The sequence below is a fragment of the Aliivibrio sp. S2TY2 genome (assembly GCF_028765525.1).
In the GTDB taxonomy this organism is placed as follows: Bacteria; Pseudomonadota; Gammaproteobacteria; order Enterobacterales; family Vibrionaceae; genus Aliivibrio; species Aliivibrio finisterrensis_A.
In genome coordinates, this window is sequence record NZ_JARACS010000005.1 from 189,865 (window position 1) to 207,718 (window position 17,854).

The 17,854-nt window shown below is 37.2% G+C and carries 15 protein-coding genes and 2 tRNA genes; 6 read left to right on the forward strand and 11 right to left on the reverse strand.

Annotation, left to right across the window (positions count from 1 at the left end; translation table 11 throughout):
- Nucleotides 1-42: 42 nt before the first annotated feature.
- Nucleotides 43-1,305 carry a sensor histidine kinase gene (locus tag PVK63_RS10455; protein ID WP_130086497.1) on the reverse strand — a complete coding sequence of 421 codons (1,263 nt, stop codon included), beginning with the start codon at nucleotides 1,303-1,305 and terminating at the stop codon, nucleotides 43-45.
- The gene (locus PVK63_RS10460) at nucleotides 1,280-1,945 is read right to left on the reverse strand and encodes a response regulator transcription factor (RefSeq protein WP_130086496.1); all 666 of its coding nucleotides are present in this window, start codon (nucleotides 1,943-1,945) and stop codon (nucleotides 1,280-1,282) included. Before PVK63_RS10460 ends, PVK63_RS10455 begins: the two co-directional genes overlap by 26 nt.
- Nucleotides 1,946-2,027: 82 nt before the next feature.
- On the opposite strand from PVK63_RS10460, the gene PVK63_RS10465 reads away from it, so the two are divergent.
- Nucleotides 2,028-3,215 (forward strand): DUF5666 domain-containing protein, encoded by a 1,188-nt coding sequence (locus PVK63_RS10465; protein WP_130086495.1) that lies wholly within the window; start codon nucleotides 2,028-2,030, stop codon nucleotides 3,213-3,215.
- Between the two features lie 144 nt (nucleotides 3,216-3,359).
- The gene (locus PVK63_RS10470) at nucleotides 3,360-4,265 is read left to right on the forward strand and encodes a DUF808 domain-containing protein (protein WP_130086494.1); all 906 of its coding nucleotides are present in this window, start codon (nucleotides 3,360-3,362) and stop codon (nucleotides 4,263-4,265) included.
- Nucleotides 4,266-4,321: 56 nt separating this feature from the next.
- Here the strand turns inward: PVK63_RS10470 and PVK63_RS10475 are convergent, their stop codons facing one another.
- A complete protein-coding gene (locus tag PVK63_RS10475) occupies nucleotides 4,322-6,373 on the reverse strand; it encodes an alkyl/aryl-sulfatase (protein WP_130086493.1) in 2,052 nt (683 codons plus the stop codon).
- 187 nt (nucleotides 6,374-6,560) lie between these two features.
- Between PVK63_RS10475 and PVK63_RS10480 the strand changes: the two genes are divergently transcribed.
- Nucleotides 6,561-7,466 carry a LysR family transcriptional regulator gene (locus PVK63_RS10480; protein ID WP_130086492.1) on the forward strand — a complete coding sequence of 302 codons (906 nt, stop codon included), beginning with the start codon at nucleotides 6,561-6,563 and terminating at the stop codon, nucleotides 7,464-7,466.
- 4 nt (nucleotides 7,467-7,470) lie between these two features.
- Here PVK63_RS10480 and PVK63_RS10485 read toward each other — a convergent pair whose 3' ends face one another.
- Entirely contained in the window at nucleotides 7,471-8,484 is a 1,014-nt protein-coding gene (locus tag PVK63_RS10485) for an acyltransferase (protein WP_130086491.1), read from the reverse strand.
- A 196-nt stretch (nucleotides 8,485-8,680) separates the two neighbouring features.
- On the opposite strand from PVK63_RS10485, the gene PVK63_RS10490 reads away from it, so the two are divergent.
- Complete coding sequence (locus PVK63_RS10490; protein ID WP_130086490.1) at nucleotides 8,681-9,655, forward strand: S1 family peptidase; 975 nt, start codon at nucleotides 8,681-8,683, stop codon at nucleotides 9,653-9,655.
- A gap of 72 nt (nucleotides 9,656-9,727) precedes the next feature.
- On the opposite strand, the gene PVK63_RS10495 is transcribed toward PVK63_RS10490, so the two are convergent.
- A complete protein-coding gene (locus tag PVK63_RS10495) occupies nucleotides 9,728-10,855 on the reverse strand; it encodes an acyl-CoA desaturase (RefSeq protein ID WP_130086489.1) in 1,128 nt (375 codons plus the stop codon).
- Between the two features lie 202 nt (nucleotides 10,856-11,057).
- Between PVK63_RS10495 and PVK63_RS10500 the strand changes: the two genes are divergently transcribed.
- Nucleotides 11,058-11,294, forward strand: coding sequence for a DUF3389 domain-containing protein (locus PVK63_RS10500; RefSeq protein WP_130047612.1), 237 nt, complete (start codon nucleotides 11,058-11,060; stop codon nucleotides 11,292-11,294).
- A 10-nt stretch (nucleotides 11,295-11,304) separates the two neighbouring features.
- Here PVK63_RS10500 and PVK63_RS10505 read toward each other — a convergent pair whose 3' ends face one another.
- From PVK63_RS10505 to PVK63_RS10525, 5 genes are all read right to left on the reverse strand, one after another.
- Nucleotides 11,305-12,537: a sensor domain-containing diguanylate cyclase gene (locus PVK63_RS10505; protein ID WP_130086488.1), complete on the reverse strand. Its 1,233-nt coding sequence runs from the start codon at nucleotides 12,535-12,537 to the stop codon at nucleotides 11,305-11,307.
- 671 nt (nucleotides 12,538-13,208) lie between these two features.
- Nucleotides 13,209-13,285, reverse strand: a tRNA-Asp gene (locus tag PVK63_RS10510).
- Nucleotides 13,286-13,323: 38 nt separating this feature from the next.
- Nucleotides 13,324-13,414 (reverse strand) — tRNA-Ser (locus tag PVK63_RS10515).
- An 82-nt stretch (nucleotides 13,415-13,496) separates the two neighbouring features.
- The gene (locus PVK63_RS10520) at nucleotides 13,497-13,994 is read right to left on the reverse strand and encodes an ATP-dependent zinc protease family protein (RefSeq protein WP_130086487.1); all 498 of its coding nucleotides are present in this window, start codon (nucleotides 13,992-13,994) and stop codon (nucleotides 13,497-13,499) included.
- Nucleotides 13,995-14,156: 162 nt separating this feature from the next.
- Nucleotides 14,157-15,101 carry a TerC/Alx family metal homeostasis membrane protein gene (locus tag PVK63_RS10525; RefSeq protein WP_130047615.1) on the reverse strand — a complete coding sequence of 315 codons (945 nt, stop codon included), beginning with the start codon at nucleotides 15,099-15,101 and terminating at the stop codon, nucleotides 14,157-14,159.
- Nucleotides 15,102-15,492: 391 nt separating this feature from the next.
- On the opposite strand from PVK63_RS10525, the gene PVK63_RS10530 reads away from it, so the two are divergent.
- Complete coding sequence (locus PVK63_RS10530) at nucleotides 15,493-16,671, forward strand: tetratricopeptide repeat protein (protein ID WP_130086486.1); 1,179 nt, start codon at nucleotides 15,493-15,495, stop codon at nucleotides 16,669-16,671.
- A gap of 78 nt (nucleotides 16,672-16,749) precedes the next feature.
- Here the strand turns inward: PVK63_RS10530 and PVK63_RS10535 are convergent, their stop codons facing one another.
- Entirely contained in the window at nucleotides 16,750-17,634 is an 885-nt protein-coding gene (locus PVK63_RS10535) for an endonuclease/exonuclease/phosphatase family protein (protein WP_242511047.1), read from the reverse strand.
- Between the last annotated feature and the right edge of the window lie 220 nt (nucleotides 17,635-17,854).

A 17,854-nucleotide genomic window follows, 5' to 3' on the forward strand; every position in this document is an offset into this window, starting at 1 on the left:
TGTATCAAAGTCTATTTTATTTTACTGTCTATTATCTATTCATTATGACTCTGAAAGATCATATGAGCTAAAGGTGACGGTAGTAATGAAATCTTTCTCCGTTTTTTGTATATCAAATTCCCAAGTCATTCGTTCACAGATCCGCTCAACAATAACTAAGCCGCAGCCATAGCCAGCATTGTAGGTGTCGTTACCATCATGGCAGTTGATAATACATAATTTATTGTTGCCTAGGCTTATCTGTATATCGCCTACACTGTAGCTGAAGGCGTTCTTTATTAAGTTATTAATCACAACCGTAATAAAGCTACTTGGAGCAAGACATGCTTCACCTTTAACTATGTTTAACTGAGCGCCCATTTCTTGTTTGGCAAATAGGGGTTCTAAATGGTTAAGTTGTGTCTGTAAGATCTCTTCCACTTGATAATGATGAAAATGATGCGCTTCTATTTCTTGTTTACCTAATAGCAAAAAGGTTTCAGTAAGCAGAGTCATCTCTTCACTTGCTTGATGTAATCGATTAATTGCTTTGAGTGCGACACGAGGTTGGTCTGGCACCTTTGCAAGTAAATCGGCAGATCCTTGAATGACCATGATAGGAGTGCGTAATTCATGAGAAGCAAAGCGGCTGAACTCTTTCTCACGAGTGAAAAACTGGGCAATATGATGCTTACTTTTTAATAAGGAACGTTCAATATCTTGGGTCTCTTGGTATTTAGTGTCAATAGTAAAGTCTGGGTGTTCTGGTGACATTAAATCTACTTTATGCTGAATATGTCGTAAAGGTGTTGAAATACTACGAACAAAGTAAATCCCATATAAAACCATTAAAATAGTCGTAATAATGCCTAAACCAACAGTAATGTAATGCAAGTTGGCTTCATAGTCATCGAGATAATCATCGGCATCATCTTGAAAGAGAATATAGAGGAGCCCATCACCTGATGGGTGGTCGATAACAATAAAGTGCTTATCTTCTGTTCCTAGCAGTTGCTCATATAACCCCGTTTTTTTGTAGTTATTAAGCCAAAGTGGATGTTCTCTTTCACTCCAATACGTAGAAAACTCTTCTTCATTAGGTAATGGGGTATCTTTACCTAATTGAGCGTATTTTCGAGTGTATTGGCTGGCTTCTGTATCTAACCAGTGGTGTAAACTAATGATTTCTAATTGATCTTCTGCAATATAAATAACTGCCCAGAAAAGCCCAAACATTAAAAAGGTTAGAATGGCAAATGTCCAACGGATTTTTTTAAAAAAGCTCGGCTGCTGCGAGTGATTATTTAAGTCGGTAACCTTTTCCATGAATGGTCTCTAGTCGTGGTGTATCAAAGCCTTTGTCTACGGCGTTTCGAATGGTATATAAATGACTTCTTAATGCATCACTTGACGGAGATTCCTCTCCCCAAACGTGCTCTACAAGTTCGTTTTTACTGACAATGTCAGGCGCTTTTTTCATTAATAACGCAATGATTTTTAGCTGAATTGGTGCCAATTTAATGAGTTTTCCTTGGCGATATAGAGTGCCTGCTTTGACGTCCATTTCCATATCTTCAAACGTCAATTTTCCAATATCAGTGCGTCGACCGCGATTAGATAAAGCAAGTAAACGCATATGCAACTCTTCCATTGCAAATGGTTTTACAAGGTAATCATCACCACCAACTTCAAAGGCGTGAATTTTATCTTCTAAGGTGTCTTTTGCAGTTAAGAAAAGAATGGGGGTACTGCAGGCGTGATCATTACGTAATGTTTCAACGGTGCTGATCCCATCTAGTTTTGGCATCATGATATCCATAACAATAACATCGAAGCTCTCATTTTTTAAGAGCTCAATTGCTGCAACACCGTGGTAGGCACAATCAATATCGATACCGACTAGTTCTAGGTAGTCAGCGATGGTTTCTGCTACATGATGATTATCTTCAACAATTAATACTTTCATTTTTCTTCTTCACGAATCCTTCACAGTCATTTCAATATAGTACTCCTATAAAGTACATAATTTATAATAATTAGGTTAAAAAATGAAAAAAGTCGCTGTTTTATTATTAGGAACTGTAATGTTATCTGGCTGTGGGTCGGATGATTCGGGAGATACTGTATCCTCTCATGCTCAAGCAAACGTGATTGAAGGCACTATTGAGTCTATTAATCCTTTAGCTAATGAAGTAACAATGAATGGTGTTGATTATCATGTTACAAGTGTCTCTTTTGGTGATAATGATGATATTTCATTTAATGCTCTTAAAGATAATATGATGGTGAGATTATCTACTAATAATGAGTCTGGCTTATTAACTGTTAGTAATGCTAAGTTAACTTTAGAGCCAACTATGGTTGGTGTTATCACTAATATTAATAAAGATACTGGCGATTTTAAAATCAATGGTATGGTTCTTTCTGCAGAGAAATCAATGTTAGCTGAAATCGACAATAATGATTGGGTGATGATATCGTCATTACCAACAGCTAACGCGGGCTATCATGTCTTATCTATCGTGAAATTTGAATCTGATCCTCTAAATGGTGAAGTTGAAATGGAAGGGATAGTAAATCATATTAATGACAATCAATTTACACTAGGCTCTAATTTTACAATTACTTACAGTCAAGCTGTAATTGAAAATAATATTAAATTAAGTAATGGTCAATGGGTTGAAGTAACCGGTGAAATGACAGATGGTACGACACTTATTGCTTCTGAAATTGAAGTTGAAGAGTATGATAATCTAGATCAATATACAGATATTGAAGGTGTTATTACTAGTGTGACAAAGGATAAATCTTCATTTGTATTGAATTACAAAGGTCGTTTTATTGTTACAAGTAATACGATATATGAAGATGGTAAAAAAGAAAATCTAGTTGTTGGGACTTATCTTGAAGTGACAGCTAAAGAAGTTAATGGAAAAAACCAAGTGTTAGAAATTGAATTTGAAACACAGGATTCTGACGGGAATGATTGGCCTGATTCGAATGATATTGAATTTATTGGGAAGATAGTATCTGATAATGTTGATATTAATACAACGAAGTCTTTTATTATGAATACACTTCAAGGTGATAAAACAATATATATGACAGCAAACACTGAATTTGATGATAATTTAACGATCTTAAATTTAGACACTGGAATGGATATTGAAGTTGATGCTTATTTGATCAATGGCCAGTACATAGCAAGTGAAATTGAACGTAAAGACAACGATTAATTTGTAGCTATCCTAAAAACCACTGTCTTTAATAAGTCAGTGGTTTTTTCTTTTATGCCTTATCTAAAAAATAAGTCATCATAATTGATAAATTCGGCTTACTATTTAATGAGAACTCAAAAGAATTATTAAAAAGGAAACAAAATGGCTGGCCTAAGTTTATTAACGTTGTTAGATGATATCGCGACAGTTCTTGATGACGTTGCTTTGATGTCTAAAGTGGCGGCAAAGAAAACTGCGGGTGTATTAGGTGATGATTTGGCGCTTAATGCTCAGCAAGTGTCTGGTGTACGAGCAGAACGTGAAATTCCTGTAGTGTGGGGTGTAGCAAAAGGTTCATTTCGAAACAAGTTAATTTTGGTTCCTGCAGCGTTGTTAATCAGCTCAATAGCACCTTGGCTAATTACTCCGTTATTATTGGTTGGTGGTTTATTTCTTTGCTTTGAAGGCGCAGAGAAGGTACATGAAAAATTCTTTCATCACCATGATGCTCAAAAAGCACATGAAAAAGAAGAACAAACGACGCCAGAAGATATTGAAGACTACGAAAAGAAGAAAATAAAAGGCGCGATCAGAACTGATTTTATTTTGTCCGCTGAGATTATTGTTATTGCTTTGGGTACGGTACAAGGACATCCGTTTTTAACTCAAGTGTTAGTGATGAGTTTAATTGCTATTTTAATGACGATTGGTGTTTATGGTTTGGTGGCTGGCATTGTAAAAATGGACGACTTAGGCTTTTATCTTCAACGTAAAAGTGAAGGAAAAGGCGTGATGAGCTCTATTGGGAATAGCTTAGTTGCAATGGCACCAAAGTTAATGAAGTTCTTAACTGTCGTTGGCACCATCGCAATGTTCTTAGTAGGTGGTGGCATTGTGGTGCACAGTCTTCCATTTGTTCACCATGCGTTAGAAAGCGTAGTTAGTTTACTTCCTACTATTCCTTATGTTTCCGTGACATTTCCAACCGTTGGAAATGGGGTGGTAGGGCTAGTAAGTGGTTTTATTCTTCTTGCTGTGATGAGTCTGTACCATAAGTTCAGAGCGTAATACCAAACAGCCGATGTGTTATACATCGGCTGTTTAGATCTTACTATGCTTTGTAATTAGTGTTTATGAGTGTTGTCATATAACTCAGCATCTACCTCTTCACCTTTTTTAGGGCGAGGGACAATTTCAAAGCTTTCATCTGCATGAGTTAGTGAACTTGTCAGTTTTTGTAGTACTGACTTATCGCCTTTTATCCCTGTTTTTCCATTTTCAATAAGTTCTACTAATGTGGTTTTCCCTAGTAAAATTTGCGAGATATCGGCATGGTTAATGAATAGTGTCGCATCGGCTTTCATTGCTTTATCTACTAAAATATTGTTTAAGTTACCGTTAGACATTTCCACAAAGTATGTTTCTTTGTTATCAGGCAGAACCACATTTAATGTAAATGGTGTGTGTTGAGCCTTTACTGAATCCACTTGTACTGCCAGGTAATCTAATAAGTTTTCAACCGTCATGTTTGCAAGAACATCTGGAGATGCAGTTTTTGGTGCACCAGGCAGTGTGCCAACACGCAGCTCTTGAGCACCTGTTAGGTAAATATTTCTCCAACCAGCCCCTTCTGATTGATAACCTAGTTGCTCGTACGTGTCTGCTAGTAATTCACGAGCGTCCTTGTTTTTTGGTTCAACTTGGATAACTTTATTCAAAACAGTGGCAACAAAGCGATATTCGCCTTTTTCAAAGTCAGCCTCTGCCTTCTCTAGAATTAATTCACTGCCACCCATGTATTCTACAAACTTTGCAGATTCAGGTTTCACGGGTAGTGGGTTTAAGTTTGCAGGGTTCATGTCAAAGTAGCCTAAGTACATATTGTAAACGGCACGAGCATTATGAGAATAGGTTCCATGGTAACCATTGGTGTGCCACGTTTTTTGGATGCTTTCTGGCATTACTGTGTAAATTTCATCACCCATGTCTTGTAAAACAACACCGTTGTTCGCTAGACGTAGAGTTTGGTTATGCGTAAAACCGTAGGCATCACGCTGCATCTTTAAGAAATCAGAGATCTCTTCTGTTCCCCATACAGGTGCAGAATGTGAAGCAAACAGAACATCGGTGTCTTCTCCCCATGTCACTAGCATTTCATTGATTTTTTTAGACCATTTTAGTCCATCACGTACTTTTGCCCCACGAAGCGTATAAAGGTTATGCATGCCTTGGTAGGTTAGCTCTGCTGACCATAACGCTTTCATACTTGGAATGTAGGTAATCATCTCTGATGCCGCTTCTGTACCTGACGCATCCATAAATTGCATTTCTAACCCATCAATAACTAAGGTTTCAATTTCTTCGTTATGGTTGAGTTCGTAATCTGGCAGTACGTAAGTAATTGCGCCTTTTGATAAGCCTTTAGCTAACGCAGCATCAACTATGCCATGCTCATGACGATTCAGTGTCGCACCGTATTGATAAGCGGTACGGCGAGACATCGCGTTACCTGCTAATACGTTTTCATCAACAATTTCTTTGGTTATGTGTTTTGAGCCATACACTTTCACATCAGGAAAGGCTTCTTTAATCGCTGCTGAACCACCGAAATGATCGGCATGTGAGTGAGAGTAGATCATGGCAACAACAGGTAAGTCACCACCTTCTGGTACATTCTCTTGGAAGAATTTTAATGATTGGCTTGCTGATTCTCGTGTTAATAATACGTCATAAGCGATCCAACCACTATCACTTCGGATAAAAGAGATTGAAGCTAAATCAGTGCCACGAACTTGGTATATCTTACCTGGAATTACTTCGTATAACCCTTCAGCTGCTTGGTTTAAAACGGCTTGTCGCCATAGAGATGGGTTTACTGAGTCAGGTGCATTATCAGCGTTAGCTACAGATGGGTCGATAAAGTCAAAGCTATTACGGATAATGTCACCGGTCTTTTTATCGAATGAAGCAATGAGACCTTTGTTATTATTTTCAAAAGCACGAGTATCAGAAAAGTTTAATGTTTTTGCGAAAGCGTCATTTTTCTCAATGGTTGTTTTGGTTGCTGGTTTGCCGCCTTGTTTACCAATTTCACTAAAGTGTTCATGGTTGTGCTCTGCTGCGATTGAACCTAAAGATATTGATGAGATAACAACAGCTAAAATCGTCTTTTTCATAAATCCACCTGTGTAAGTAAATTAGAACTGAATAATAAAATGATATGAGGAATTAATGCTTTGCCTCAGTGCTGGAATCTATATTAGTGATCTCTATATATTTAAAAAATAGAGAAAACTGTATACTTGATATTTATAATATAAATGGATTGATCGGTTTAATTGCAGGAATCGAAGGGAGCAGAAAATGCCAAAGAAAAAAGATTTCGATATGAATTTATTACGAGTTTTTGTTTCTGTATGTCAAACGGGTTCATTCACTAAAGCGGCAGAAGAACTTGATTTAACGCAGTCGTCGGTGAGTAATGCGATTCGTCGTTTAAAGGAATCTTTAGGCAGAGAATTATTTGTGCGTTCAGGTCGTGGCATAGAGATGACAAATTATGGTGCGAGTTTGTTTAAACAAGTTGAGCCTTCGATTATGGTTTTAACAAATGTCGGTGACGAAGGTGAGGCATTTGATCCTAAGACATCGAAGCGTACCTTTTCTATTTATGCGTTAGAGTCAGTATTACCTCGGTTGCAGATACGATTAAAAGCATTGCTTAAAGAGAGTGATATTACGGTGACATTAAGAGAGTTACCGAGTAATGAAGAAGAGATTATTGATGCCTTGATGTTAGAGAAAGTAGATTTGGCATTGGATGTGATGAAACCAAGACAGTCGTCATTGAGAAGCATGGTGGTATCAGAAGATAAAATATGTTGTATTGCACGGTGCGGTCATCCAAGAATATCAGGAACTATTACTCGAGATCGATTTTTTGAAGAAGATCATGCGTTTTTAAACATTCGTCGTTTTAAGCAAACAATAACAGACTACTTAGCTGAAGAGGCATTACCGAACCGTAAAATGGGCAGTGAACATACTTCTATGATGGGAATGATGGCGTGTGTTGCTCAATCGGATGTTATTGGTATTAATTCGGTTCGTTTGATTTCTCAGTATAAAGAGAGTTTTGGCTTGCAACTATTGGATGTCCCTTTTCCTGTGCGAGCAACAAAAATCCATATGCTTTGGGCGACGAAATTTGAAAACAACAAAGCGAATCAATGGCTGCGACAACTAATCATCACAGCCGAACAGGGTTAATAAATTAAGGCACAAGCCAGGCTGTTTTCTTGGATTTAGAAAGTAACCAACTTAATCCAAGGGCACCAGCACCACTGAGTATAACCCAAGCAGGGATAACCCACATCGGGTTATGTCCTTGGTACCACTCGTAATTTTTCATTGGCCATAAAAATAGTGGATGAAGTAAGTAAATACCTAAGCTGTAGGTACTAATAAAACCGACAATAGTGCGGGATTTATCAGACAGTGATTCACCATAATAGCGACAAACAAAAAACAGCATTCCAGCGGCTGCAACGGTATTTATGGTCTTATAAGATAACCATCTACCTACCGTATATTCTCCTAATAGCAGACTTTGGCTTATCACCATATAAACCGTCGTTACTAATGCTGTAATACCAATTAACAGTGCGATTATGGTGTTCGTTTTAGTTAATGAAACTCGTTGGTATAACGCATAGCCTAACAGTAAGTAACCACTATACAACCAGATCTCTGTGCTCCAGACTCCTTCAAATTTAACAAGAAAGAAACAGGTAGTAAGTAACCACACACCAATAATTGAGAAGAGAGTGGTGTTATCCATTTTTTGAACCATCACCCGAAAGAAAGGGATAACGATATACAGTGGAAGGAAATAATAAAAGAAGCCTAGATGGTAATAAGTGTACTCAAAAGGAAGATCGATAAGAACTTTTTTTGCTGCTTCAAAGTCATAACCTTGCGCAGTTAACCCTGAAAATAACGCATAAAAAACCGACCAGAAAATAAAAGGAACAAAAACCTTACCAAGCCGTTTTTTTACATAATATGAGGCGTCAAATTCTCTTTTGTCACTGAGCATCAATGCGCCGGTGATCATAATAAAAACAGGAACAGCCCAGCGACTTAAACTGTTTACAGAAACCGCCGTTGCCCATTCATTAAAAGGGATGGCATTTAACTCGTGTCGATAGGGAGCTAATACGTGGATCGCCACGACTGCAACTGCGGCAATACATCTTAGTAAATCAAAAAAGAAAACTCTTCCCATACTTTCCTACTTTTTATAATCAGAATTTGTTGGTTGCTTATATCGTAAAAAAAATCAGTCAATGTTTATATATTGTAAGTATTTGTATATTTGTTAATTAGATTCAAAATATGACCAAAGAGTAAATGCAAGCTAAGATTATAACACTGGTTTAATGTATTATTAACATGTTTTACTGCGGTATTAAGGACTAAACATGAAAACACTTACAGGATTATTATTATCAGTATCTCTTTTTTCGTCTGCTTTACAAGCGGAAGAAGTTACAGTGGCCCCATATATTGTTGGTGGCGATGATGCTGATGTAGCAAATTACCCATTTATGGCTTCATTAATGTTTGAGTATGAAAGTCAACCGAATACGATTTATCCTTTTTGCGGTGGTTCTGTTTTAGATGCAACTCATATATTGACCGCAGCACATTGCGTTTATGATGTGGCTTCTTACCGTATTAGAAATATGAAAGTAGCCATAGAGGCTAATAATGCACAAGAGATGTTTGCTGTTCAAAGAGTCTCAGTGAAAAATATTTATTATCCACGCGATTATAATAACTCAACATTACTTAATGATGTAGCAGTGCTTGAGCTATCAGAGCCTCTACCGACTTATTCTACGAACCACAAAGTGAAATTAAGTGATCTTTCTGAGCAAGGTTACCGCTCTGCTAATGAGAAGTTTACGATTATTGGTTATGGTCGTTTAGATTCAAATACTCAAAATGCAGATTTAGATTTTTTGAAAGCTGAAGTTGAGTATGTTAACCCTCTTGACTGTGATGTATGGACTAATTTTACGACGTCAGATAAGCAGATATGTACAAAAGGTAAGCCTATTAGCGGTAGTAATTTAGTCACAGCTACTTGCCAAGGAGATTCCGGTGGACCTTTAGTTTGGAGTGATAATGGAGTTAAAACTCAAATAGGAATTGTTAGTTTTGGGCCGAGTATTTGTGGTCAACCTAATCAATCTAATGGGGACCCTTTAGCTGCTCAGTCCGTTTTTACCGATGTTAGTCAATATGCCGATTGGATACGTAAAGCGCAGAGCGGTGAAATAGCAGCAACAAGAACAGCGACAGATTTAAGTGATAGCTCTGGTGGCACTCTTGGCTTTGGTAGCTTACTTTCATTGGCTTTGTTTAGTTTATATCGCCGTAAATATTCTTAATTTTTTATATTCATATCAATAATATAAAAGGACAGCCAATTATAAGCTGTCCTTTTTAACGTCTACATAAGATTAAACATATTGTAGGACCAAAGAGTTCCACGCTTTTTTCTGCTGCTCAAACTGTAGTTTGATCTGCTTATGCTGCACACGAAGTAATGCTAATTCATATTGTTTTGATAATGCATTCTTTTTGTTTTCAAGCAGTTTCTTTTTAGAATCATAATACTCAGACATACGTTCAATCAGCGCATCATACTCTGCTTCTAAATGTTCTTTAACGACATGATAATTATGGAGAGATGCAATTTTATCTTCCGCTTTCTTACGTAACATAAGGGCTTTAGCTTTCTCTATTTTTGCTTGCGGACTTACTCGAAGTTTGTCTGTTAAGCCGAACCATGAACAGCTTTTGATGAACCACTTTGTCGGATCATACTGCCACCAGTAAATACCATTGCGATAATCGTTCTCAAAAATATGATGATAGTTATGGTACCCCTCACCAAAAGTAAATACAGCTAAAATGCCATTATCACGCGCGGTATTTTTTTCAGTATAAGGCTGAGAACCCCAAATATGGGCAAGTGAGTTGATAAAGAAAGTGGTGTGATGGCTCAATACCAAACGCACAGCACCAACTACAAGTAGCATGCCGATAATGTCTCCGTAAATCATGCCAAGTAATACAGGAACTCCTATATTCATTAGTAGAGCAAGTGGCACGTAATGATTATGTTGCCACATGACTATATTGTCTTTTTGTAGATCACGGCAGTTTGCATAATCATTATAAGTAGCAGGTTGGTAGTGACGTAGCATCCAGCCTATGTGAGAGAACCAAAAACCACGTTTGGCTGAATAAGGATCTTTGTCGTTATTGTCAACATGGCGATGATGAACACGATGGTCAGAAGACCAATGTAGTGCACTATTTTGTAGTGCGAACGCACCACCTAAAGCAAAAATAAAACGAAGGGCTGGATGAGCATTGTAGGCTTTATGCGACCATAAACGGTGGTAACCTGCTGTGATAGATAGATTACAAAAACTGAAAGCGACTAATAGCCAGATCCAATGTTCACTGCCTAGGCTATTGTAATAGGCATAAAGAGGAGTCGCGACTAAAGCGAGTAATAAACTTGATGTAAATATAAATACATTTAACCAAATAATAGGTGGTTTTGATCCTTGATGCATAATAAATATTCCATTTAAGCGTACAGTTGTGCGCTAGAATAGTTTGTGCCGATATTATAGTCAAGAAAAGGCTGTGATGAATATGTAACAAATGTGATGAGCAAAAAATATGAGATAACGAGTATGGTGTAAAAGAGCACTTTCTATCAGAGAAAAGAGTATAATTTGAGGTTGTAGGCATTCTAAAATTGGGAAGTAGGGAATGAAAGTTACGTTTTCCGAAGGCGATATAATTGTAAATCCACACGAGATGGTAGTGAGGCTTAATAACACCTCAAGAGTAACCATGCAGGCTGAAACAGACGCACTGACTTTAATTGGTGGGGTTAATGTAATAAGTGCCGTAGGAAGTGGTATGAAGTGGTCAATTAAACTCGATAATGCTGAGCAATTAGAGATACTTGCTCAGGAATTGGGTATTGCTATCGAGTTTTATTAATCTATATGATCTATTCAGGCATAACAATTTGGTTTTTACCCTGTTGTTTTGCCTGATACATGTTGTTATCTGCGTCTTGGATTAGAGCTTCAATATGACAATGCTTAGATGAACAAGTACTGATACCAATACTTACGGTAACGGTATGTTTATTTCCTGAGAACTCATAGTGTTCTTGTTTACATCCCTGAAGAATACGTTTTGCAAGGGTATAGGCTTGTTCTTTATCTTTTTGTGGTAGGAACACAATAAATTCCTCACCGCCCCATCGACCGACTAACCCTGAATCACCGACAATGGCTTTACATTGTTGAGAAAACCGCTTAATCACCTCATCTCCAGCATAGTGACCAAATTGATCATTGATAAGCTTAAAATTATCTATGTCAATTAATAGGCATGTTTTTGAAGGGCAAGATATACCTAGCGTTTTCTGTGTTATTTTTTCGGAAATAGCTCTGCGGTTTAACAATCCTGTTAAATCATCATGTGATGCTTGATATTTGATTTGTCTTTCTAAATTATACTTTTCCGTTACATCAATCATGGAGCTTTGAACGGCAGGTTCTCCGTCCCAATTGATGACACTTTCAAATAAATGAAAGTAGCGTATCTCGCCATCAAATGCGATATTTTCAACAATCGAATTTGTTGATTTAACTTTTCCGCTAATAAGTTCTTGGTAGCGATTTTTAGCATAATCATGGTTACGTTCAGGGATAATACGCATGAAATTATCTAGAGCCATGACTTCAGCTACGGATTTTGCTCTGATTATTTCAACAAAAGAAGGGTTGATCATTAATGGTCTAAAATCTCTATGAACAAGGATCCCTTGTAATGAATGCCAAATAAGATCTTTATATTTTTGTTCTTGCTCTAGGATTTGTTCATTCGCTTGGTCGATCATTGACATATCAATAACCGTAATTTGAAGAGCGGGTTGACCTTCCCATTCAATGACATGATCTACAGTAAGTACTGAGAATATTTCGCCATGCACATTTTGATTTGCGTAGGAACGAACTTTAGGCAGTTCTTTACCTGACATTACATCATTGTAGGCTTGTTGGGCAGCGCAATGAAATTTTGGGTCGATGATGTCAAATAAAGAGTTCAAATTCATTACATCATCAATGGATTCAAAACCAAACATTTGTGCGTATTTTTCATCAGCATAAAGAGGTGAGAAATTACGATGAATAACAACACCATAGGTGGAGTCGATATGTATTGGTTTCATTGCCTATCCTAGCTTATATATCCAAGCATCCATGCTATACCTTTGTTAAGTATAAAGAAACCCAAAAGCATAAATTAAAGTGTGATGCTTGTAGTATTAATAATTTAGAAGAAATTAATGAGATTGTTTGATTCTAAAAGGTTTATCTACGGATGGCTTACAGAAATAACTAATGATAGTGATGTGAACTACCGCTTCAATTTGTAAAAGCCAGACGCTATTTGAATTTTTAAAAGTGGTGATTTCTATATTCGACAGATACAAAAAAGCCTCGTCATTTCTGACAAGGCTTTGTTGTGTTGGCGGAGCGGACGGGACTTTCTATCTCACCTTGAGAGCAGCACGTCCCCCGGCGTGTCAGGCCGCTAAGCTCTCCAATAGAAAGTCTAATCTGACACCACTATCATTAATTATCTCTTTGCTCTTACTGGTTAAAATCTTTTTTATCTGTGTTAGAAATTTTGTAGTTAGGCCCACTAGCTTCTGCAATTTCTGCCTTGATATAAAAGATTTTTCCTGCGTAATAGTCTAAAGAAATAATTAATGGTAGTGATGTGAACTACCGCTTCAATGTGTAAAATCCAGACGCTATCTGAATTTTTAAAAGTGGTTATTTCTGTATTCGACAGATACAAAAAAGGCATCGTCTTTCGACAATGCCTTCGTTGTGTTGGCGGAGCGGACGGGACTCGAACCCGCGACCCCCGGCGTGACAGGCCGGTATTCTAACCAACTGAACTACCGCTCCAATTTGTAAAACCCAGACTCTATCTGAATTTTCAAAAGTGGTGGAGGGATAGGGATTTGAACCCTAGAACCGCTATTAACGGTTGCCGGTTTTCAAGACCGGTGCTTTCGACCACTCAGCCATCCCTCCAGTGCGGTGAATAATAGTCAGCTTTGATTTTTATGTAAAGCACTTTTTGAAGAAAATTACTTAACCGTATAAAAAATAAACGTTATTCTGCATTTTTTTCCACATCGACTAAATAATCACCTTCTAACCAGTTACGACCAATTAAAAGTTTGTAGTCTAATTTGCTTCTATCACGTAGATTCACGGCTACTTTTTTATCTTTACCATCAAATTCTAAATGCATTCTTACAGCATATCGACGCTCTACTCCTTGAGCATTACGTATTTTACTTACTTTAATGATACGGCTGGTATGTTGAGTTGCTTCACCGTCTTCGTTGTAAGTTGTAAATTTAACCGTATCGCCCAAGTGATCACGCATATTTTCACTCTCTTCATCTTGGCCAATAATTTGGATATTAGTGGCGTGAATTGAGGTGGTTGCGGCTCCTGTATCAATACGAGCTTCATAATTGGTGTTTAATTCTTTTATGTGAATGGTTTCGATTTGGCCAACAATGGTTTTATTTGAGCATGACTCCGCTGCAAAGCCAGAAGTAGAAAGTAACAATAAGCACGTTGAGAGGATTAGTTTTTTCATGAATGCCTTTAATATTGTAAATTTTATCCAATGAGAAGTATCTATTAATAATAGACGTTTAAATATGAATTGAGTTCAACGATATGTAAAGAATAAGACAGAATAATGCAAAATTAATAAATGAATCAGCGGTATCCATATTTGGTTACCGCTGAGTTCGTATTAAGCGTTTTGAGATCGGTTTTTCATCATTGAACCAAGGATCGCTAAGGTAATTATACCGACAATGGTTAATAGTGAAATGATGGTAGGAACTTCATAAGCAGTACCCATCAAGAACATCTTAATACCGATGAAACTTAGGATGAATGCTAATGCTGGTTGTAAATAACAGAACTTGTCTAACATACCTTGAAGTACAAAGTACAAAGAACGCAAGCCTAGCAGTGCAAATACATTTGCAGCAAACACTAAGAAAGGTTCTTGAGTGATAGCAAAGATCGCAGGGATTGAGTCTAAAGCAAACATAATGTCAGTAAACATAATAACAATAACAACCAACATTAATGGGGTTGCGATGGTTTTTCCATTTACTTTAGCAAGTAGTTTATGACCGTGGTATTTGTCATCAAATGGAATATATTTCTTAGCGAACTTCACCAATTTTGATGATGAGAAATCACTGCTTTCCTCAGTATTAGCAAACCATAATTTCACACCAGTAATGATCAAGAACACCGCGAAGATGTATAAGATCCAATGGTATTGAGCGAGTAACCCTGCACCAACAAAGATCATTACTGCACGCAGAGCAAGTGCCCCAATAATTCCCCATAATAAAATTCGAGGTCGGCTTGATTCAGGTACGGCAAATTGACTAAAAATTAATGCGAAGACAAATAAGTTATCGACACTAAGCATTTTCTCAAGTAGGTAACCAGTAATAAAAGCGATGCTTGCGTCTTTTGGTGAGTAGCTACTGTTTGGAGCCATTAACGGCCAGTAAACATAAAGTGCCGCACAGAAGATAAAAGCAAGAATGAACCAGAAAAGTGACCATACAAGCGCTTTTTTTAAGCTAGGTGCTTCTTTTCTTGTTTGAAATAGATCAAGGGCAAATAAAGCGAGAACAACTAAACCAAAAAGTTCCCAAGTTAACGGTGACATAATAATTCCTTACAGGTAGGTGAAAGGAATCCCGCTAAAAATGAGTGAGTAAACCTTTCACCATAAACAATAAAATTAACGTTATGGTTATTGGTCTTGTCAAAGTGATTGGCATTCTTTGCCCACTTACAGATACCGGAAGCCGAAGCTTCGGGATGACGATATCTGAACAAGATTAAGTATTAAATCTTGTGACTACTCCCCAAGATCTGGATAGTAATCTTCATTCTTAAAATATACAAATAAAAAATACGTGAAATGAAATTAATTTATAAACTTATCTTTGTCCTAGGTGAATTTTTTGAATATACATCACGATTTTTTTTTCATGTTTTGGTCATTAAGGCCGATAATAACTGGTGATATCAAAAATTTAGAATAATGGTGTAGCATGGATTGGATTCAAATCGCTGTCGTTGGGCTTGTTATTTTGCTCGTGTTAGTGTGTATTAATTTCTTTTTTGCGAATGGTAAGCAAAAGAAAAAGCAACAACAAAAAGAACGAGATGAAAGTTCGTACCGTAGAGCTTTAGCAGAGGCTCGAGCAGCAGAGCGCCAAGAGCGCGTATATAAAGCACAAACAGGGCATATATCAACACAATTGTTTTTAGCAAAAGAAGCTGAGATGAACAATTTTGAAGAGGCTTTGCACTGGTATGAGATGGCTGCAAAATTAGATAATAATATAGCAATGCGATCGGTTATACGCTTATGTGATGGTCGTCGTGATAATGTTGAGTTACGCGAGAAATCAGAGTTTTGGGCGAAAGTTGTTGCTGCTCAAGAAGGGGGAGCAGAAGAGAAACTGGCACTAGGAATTGCGTATCTACAAGGTAATGGGGTAGAGGCAGACATAGAAAAAGGTATTTCTTATATTACTGAAGCTGCAGAGTTAGATCATATTCCAGCTCAATTATTTATTGCGGATTGGTACGTGGCAGAATCAAACCCTCAGCCAAACGCCAAATTTGCCGCTGAATGGAACCTACGAGCAGCAATGCTTGATAATATTGAGGCGCAAATTCGCATCGGTAAACAGTATGCTGAAGGCCGAGGTGTGGAGGTTGATCCTAAAAAAGCCACGTATTGGTTGGAGGTGGCTGCCGAAGCTGGGGACGCTAAAGCACAATATTTTGCTGGTGAGATGGGGGCAGATACCAACGAAAAAGGTAATTCGATTGCGTATATCTGGTTATGGTTAGCGGCAAAAAATGGTATTGAAGCGGCTGCCACTCGACGAGACCATGTCGGGCATCTAGTGGGTGTTGATGCTGTGATTGGTCTACAAAGTATGGCAAAACCACTTTTTGAAAAAATGGCAAAAGGTAAAGTAAAAAAACACGTCATTATCAAGTCACTGGATAAACTTTATCAACGTGAGAGTTATTTTCCAGATGGTAATGAGTTTGTTGTTGGCGGATCAACGTCAGAAAAAGGATCACAAGAAAGTGATGTGAAAAAAACAGAGTCACAATCAGAAGAAATGACGCAATCAACAGAAAGAGAAGACGATAAAAAAGAGAGTATTAATTTTAGTCAAACAAAGATGGACAGTAATATGAAATTTTAAATTCTTTCTTTTTCAATATAACAAGGGACACTTAATTATTAGTGTCCCTTTTTTATTGGATTCTTTTATTTGGCTCTTTTATTGATAGGTAAACAAAATCGGGCAATGATCGGTTAACTGGTATTTTTTCACATCAGATTGTTTAAAAACTTGCTGAGTTACTGTGAAGTTGTTTGGTGCAATATTTGAAATGCCATGATCAATCAAACGAGTAAATGTGGTGTATTTAGGCCAGCCTCGTTTCCACTGCTTTGCAGTGCAGTTACCTTTTGTGTTTTTTGTTAATAAAATAGGTTTTTTATTTGCCTGCTTATCAATATTTCGCCATAACCAACTTCTTGGATGAGCGAGTGTATGATTAAAATCCCCTAAAATTAAATATTTTTCATTATTATCTTCTCGTTCATTTATCCAATCTGTGAGTTCTTCTGTTTGCAGCTCTAACGTAGAGCATGAATAGTTATTTTTCTTTTGACCTAGGCAGCCTGACTTTAAGTGTACAGAGAGTAAGTGGACAGGTTGCTCATTAATGGTTGCAATTACATAAGTAGCGTAACGTAATCGACTGCTTTTTTTATTTGGAAGAAGAGAAAAATCTGTAGGATCAGTGACAGGGATTGAAGAGTGGATCGCAAAACCGGTGTATTGATTAATGTCATTAAATTGCTTTTTAGGGTTTGTTGAGCGATCTGAGATAAAAATTTGATAGTCATTACCAACAACTTTTTGAATCGCTTCTATTGAATCGACTTCTTGGAAGGCCAAAACTTGGCTATTGGACAATGAAAAATAGTGATTTAGTTGTTCAAAATCTTGTGGGTGCCTTTCTGAAGATTGAAATTTTTCATTAGAGTTTAGGGTTAACCACTCCATATTCCATGTCGAAATTGTGATCGCATAGCTTGAAAATGAGCTAAAAATAAGAATGAAAAAGCTAAAAAAATGAGTAATTCGTTGATTCATAAGTCCTCCAGAAATCGCAAGCAGTTTAATTAAAAATTACGCATATAGCACATAAAAAAATGTTTCATTTTCATACATTGCAGCAAATTTGAGAACAATCATAAAGCAGTGGTGAAACTAGAATCACCCTCAGGTGTAGCTTGATCTAGATCAAGGTATTTTATTCTCAGATCGAGCTTAATACACCACATCTTGTGTTAGCTGATCTAATACACCCACT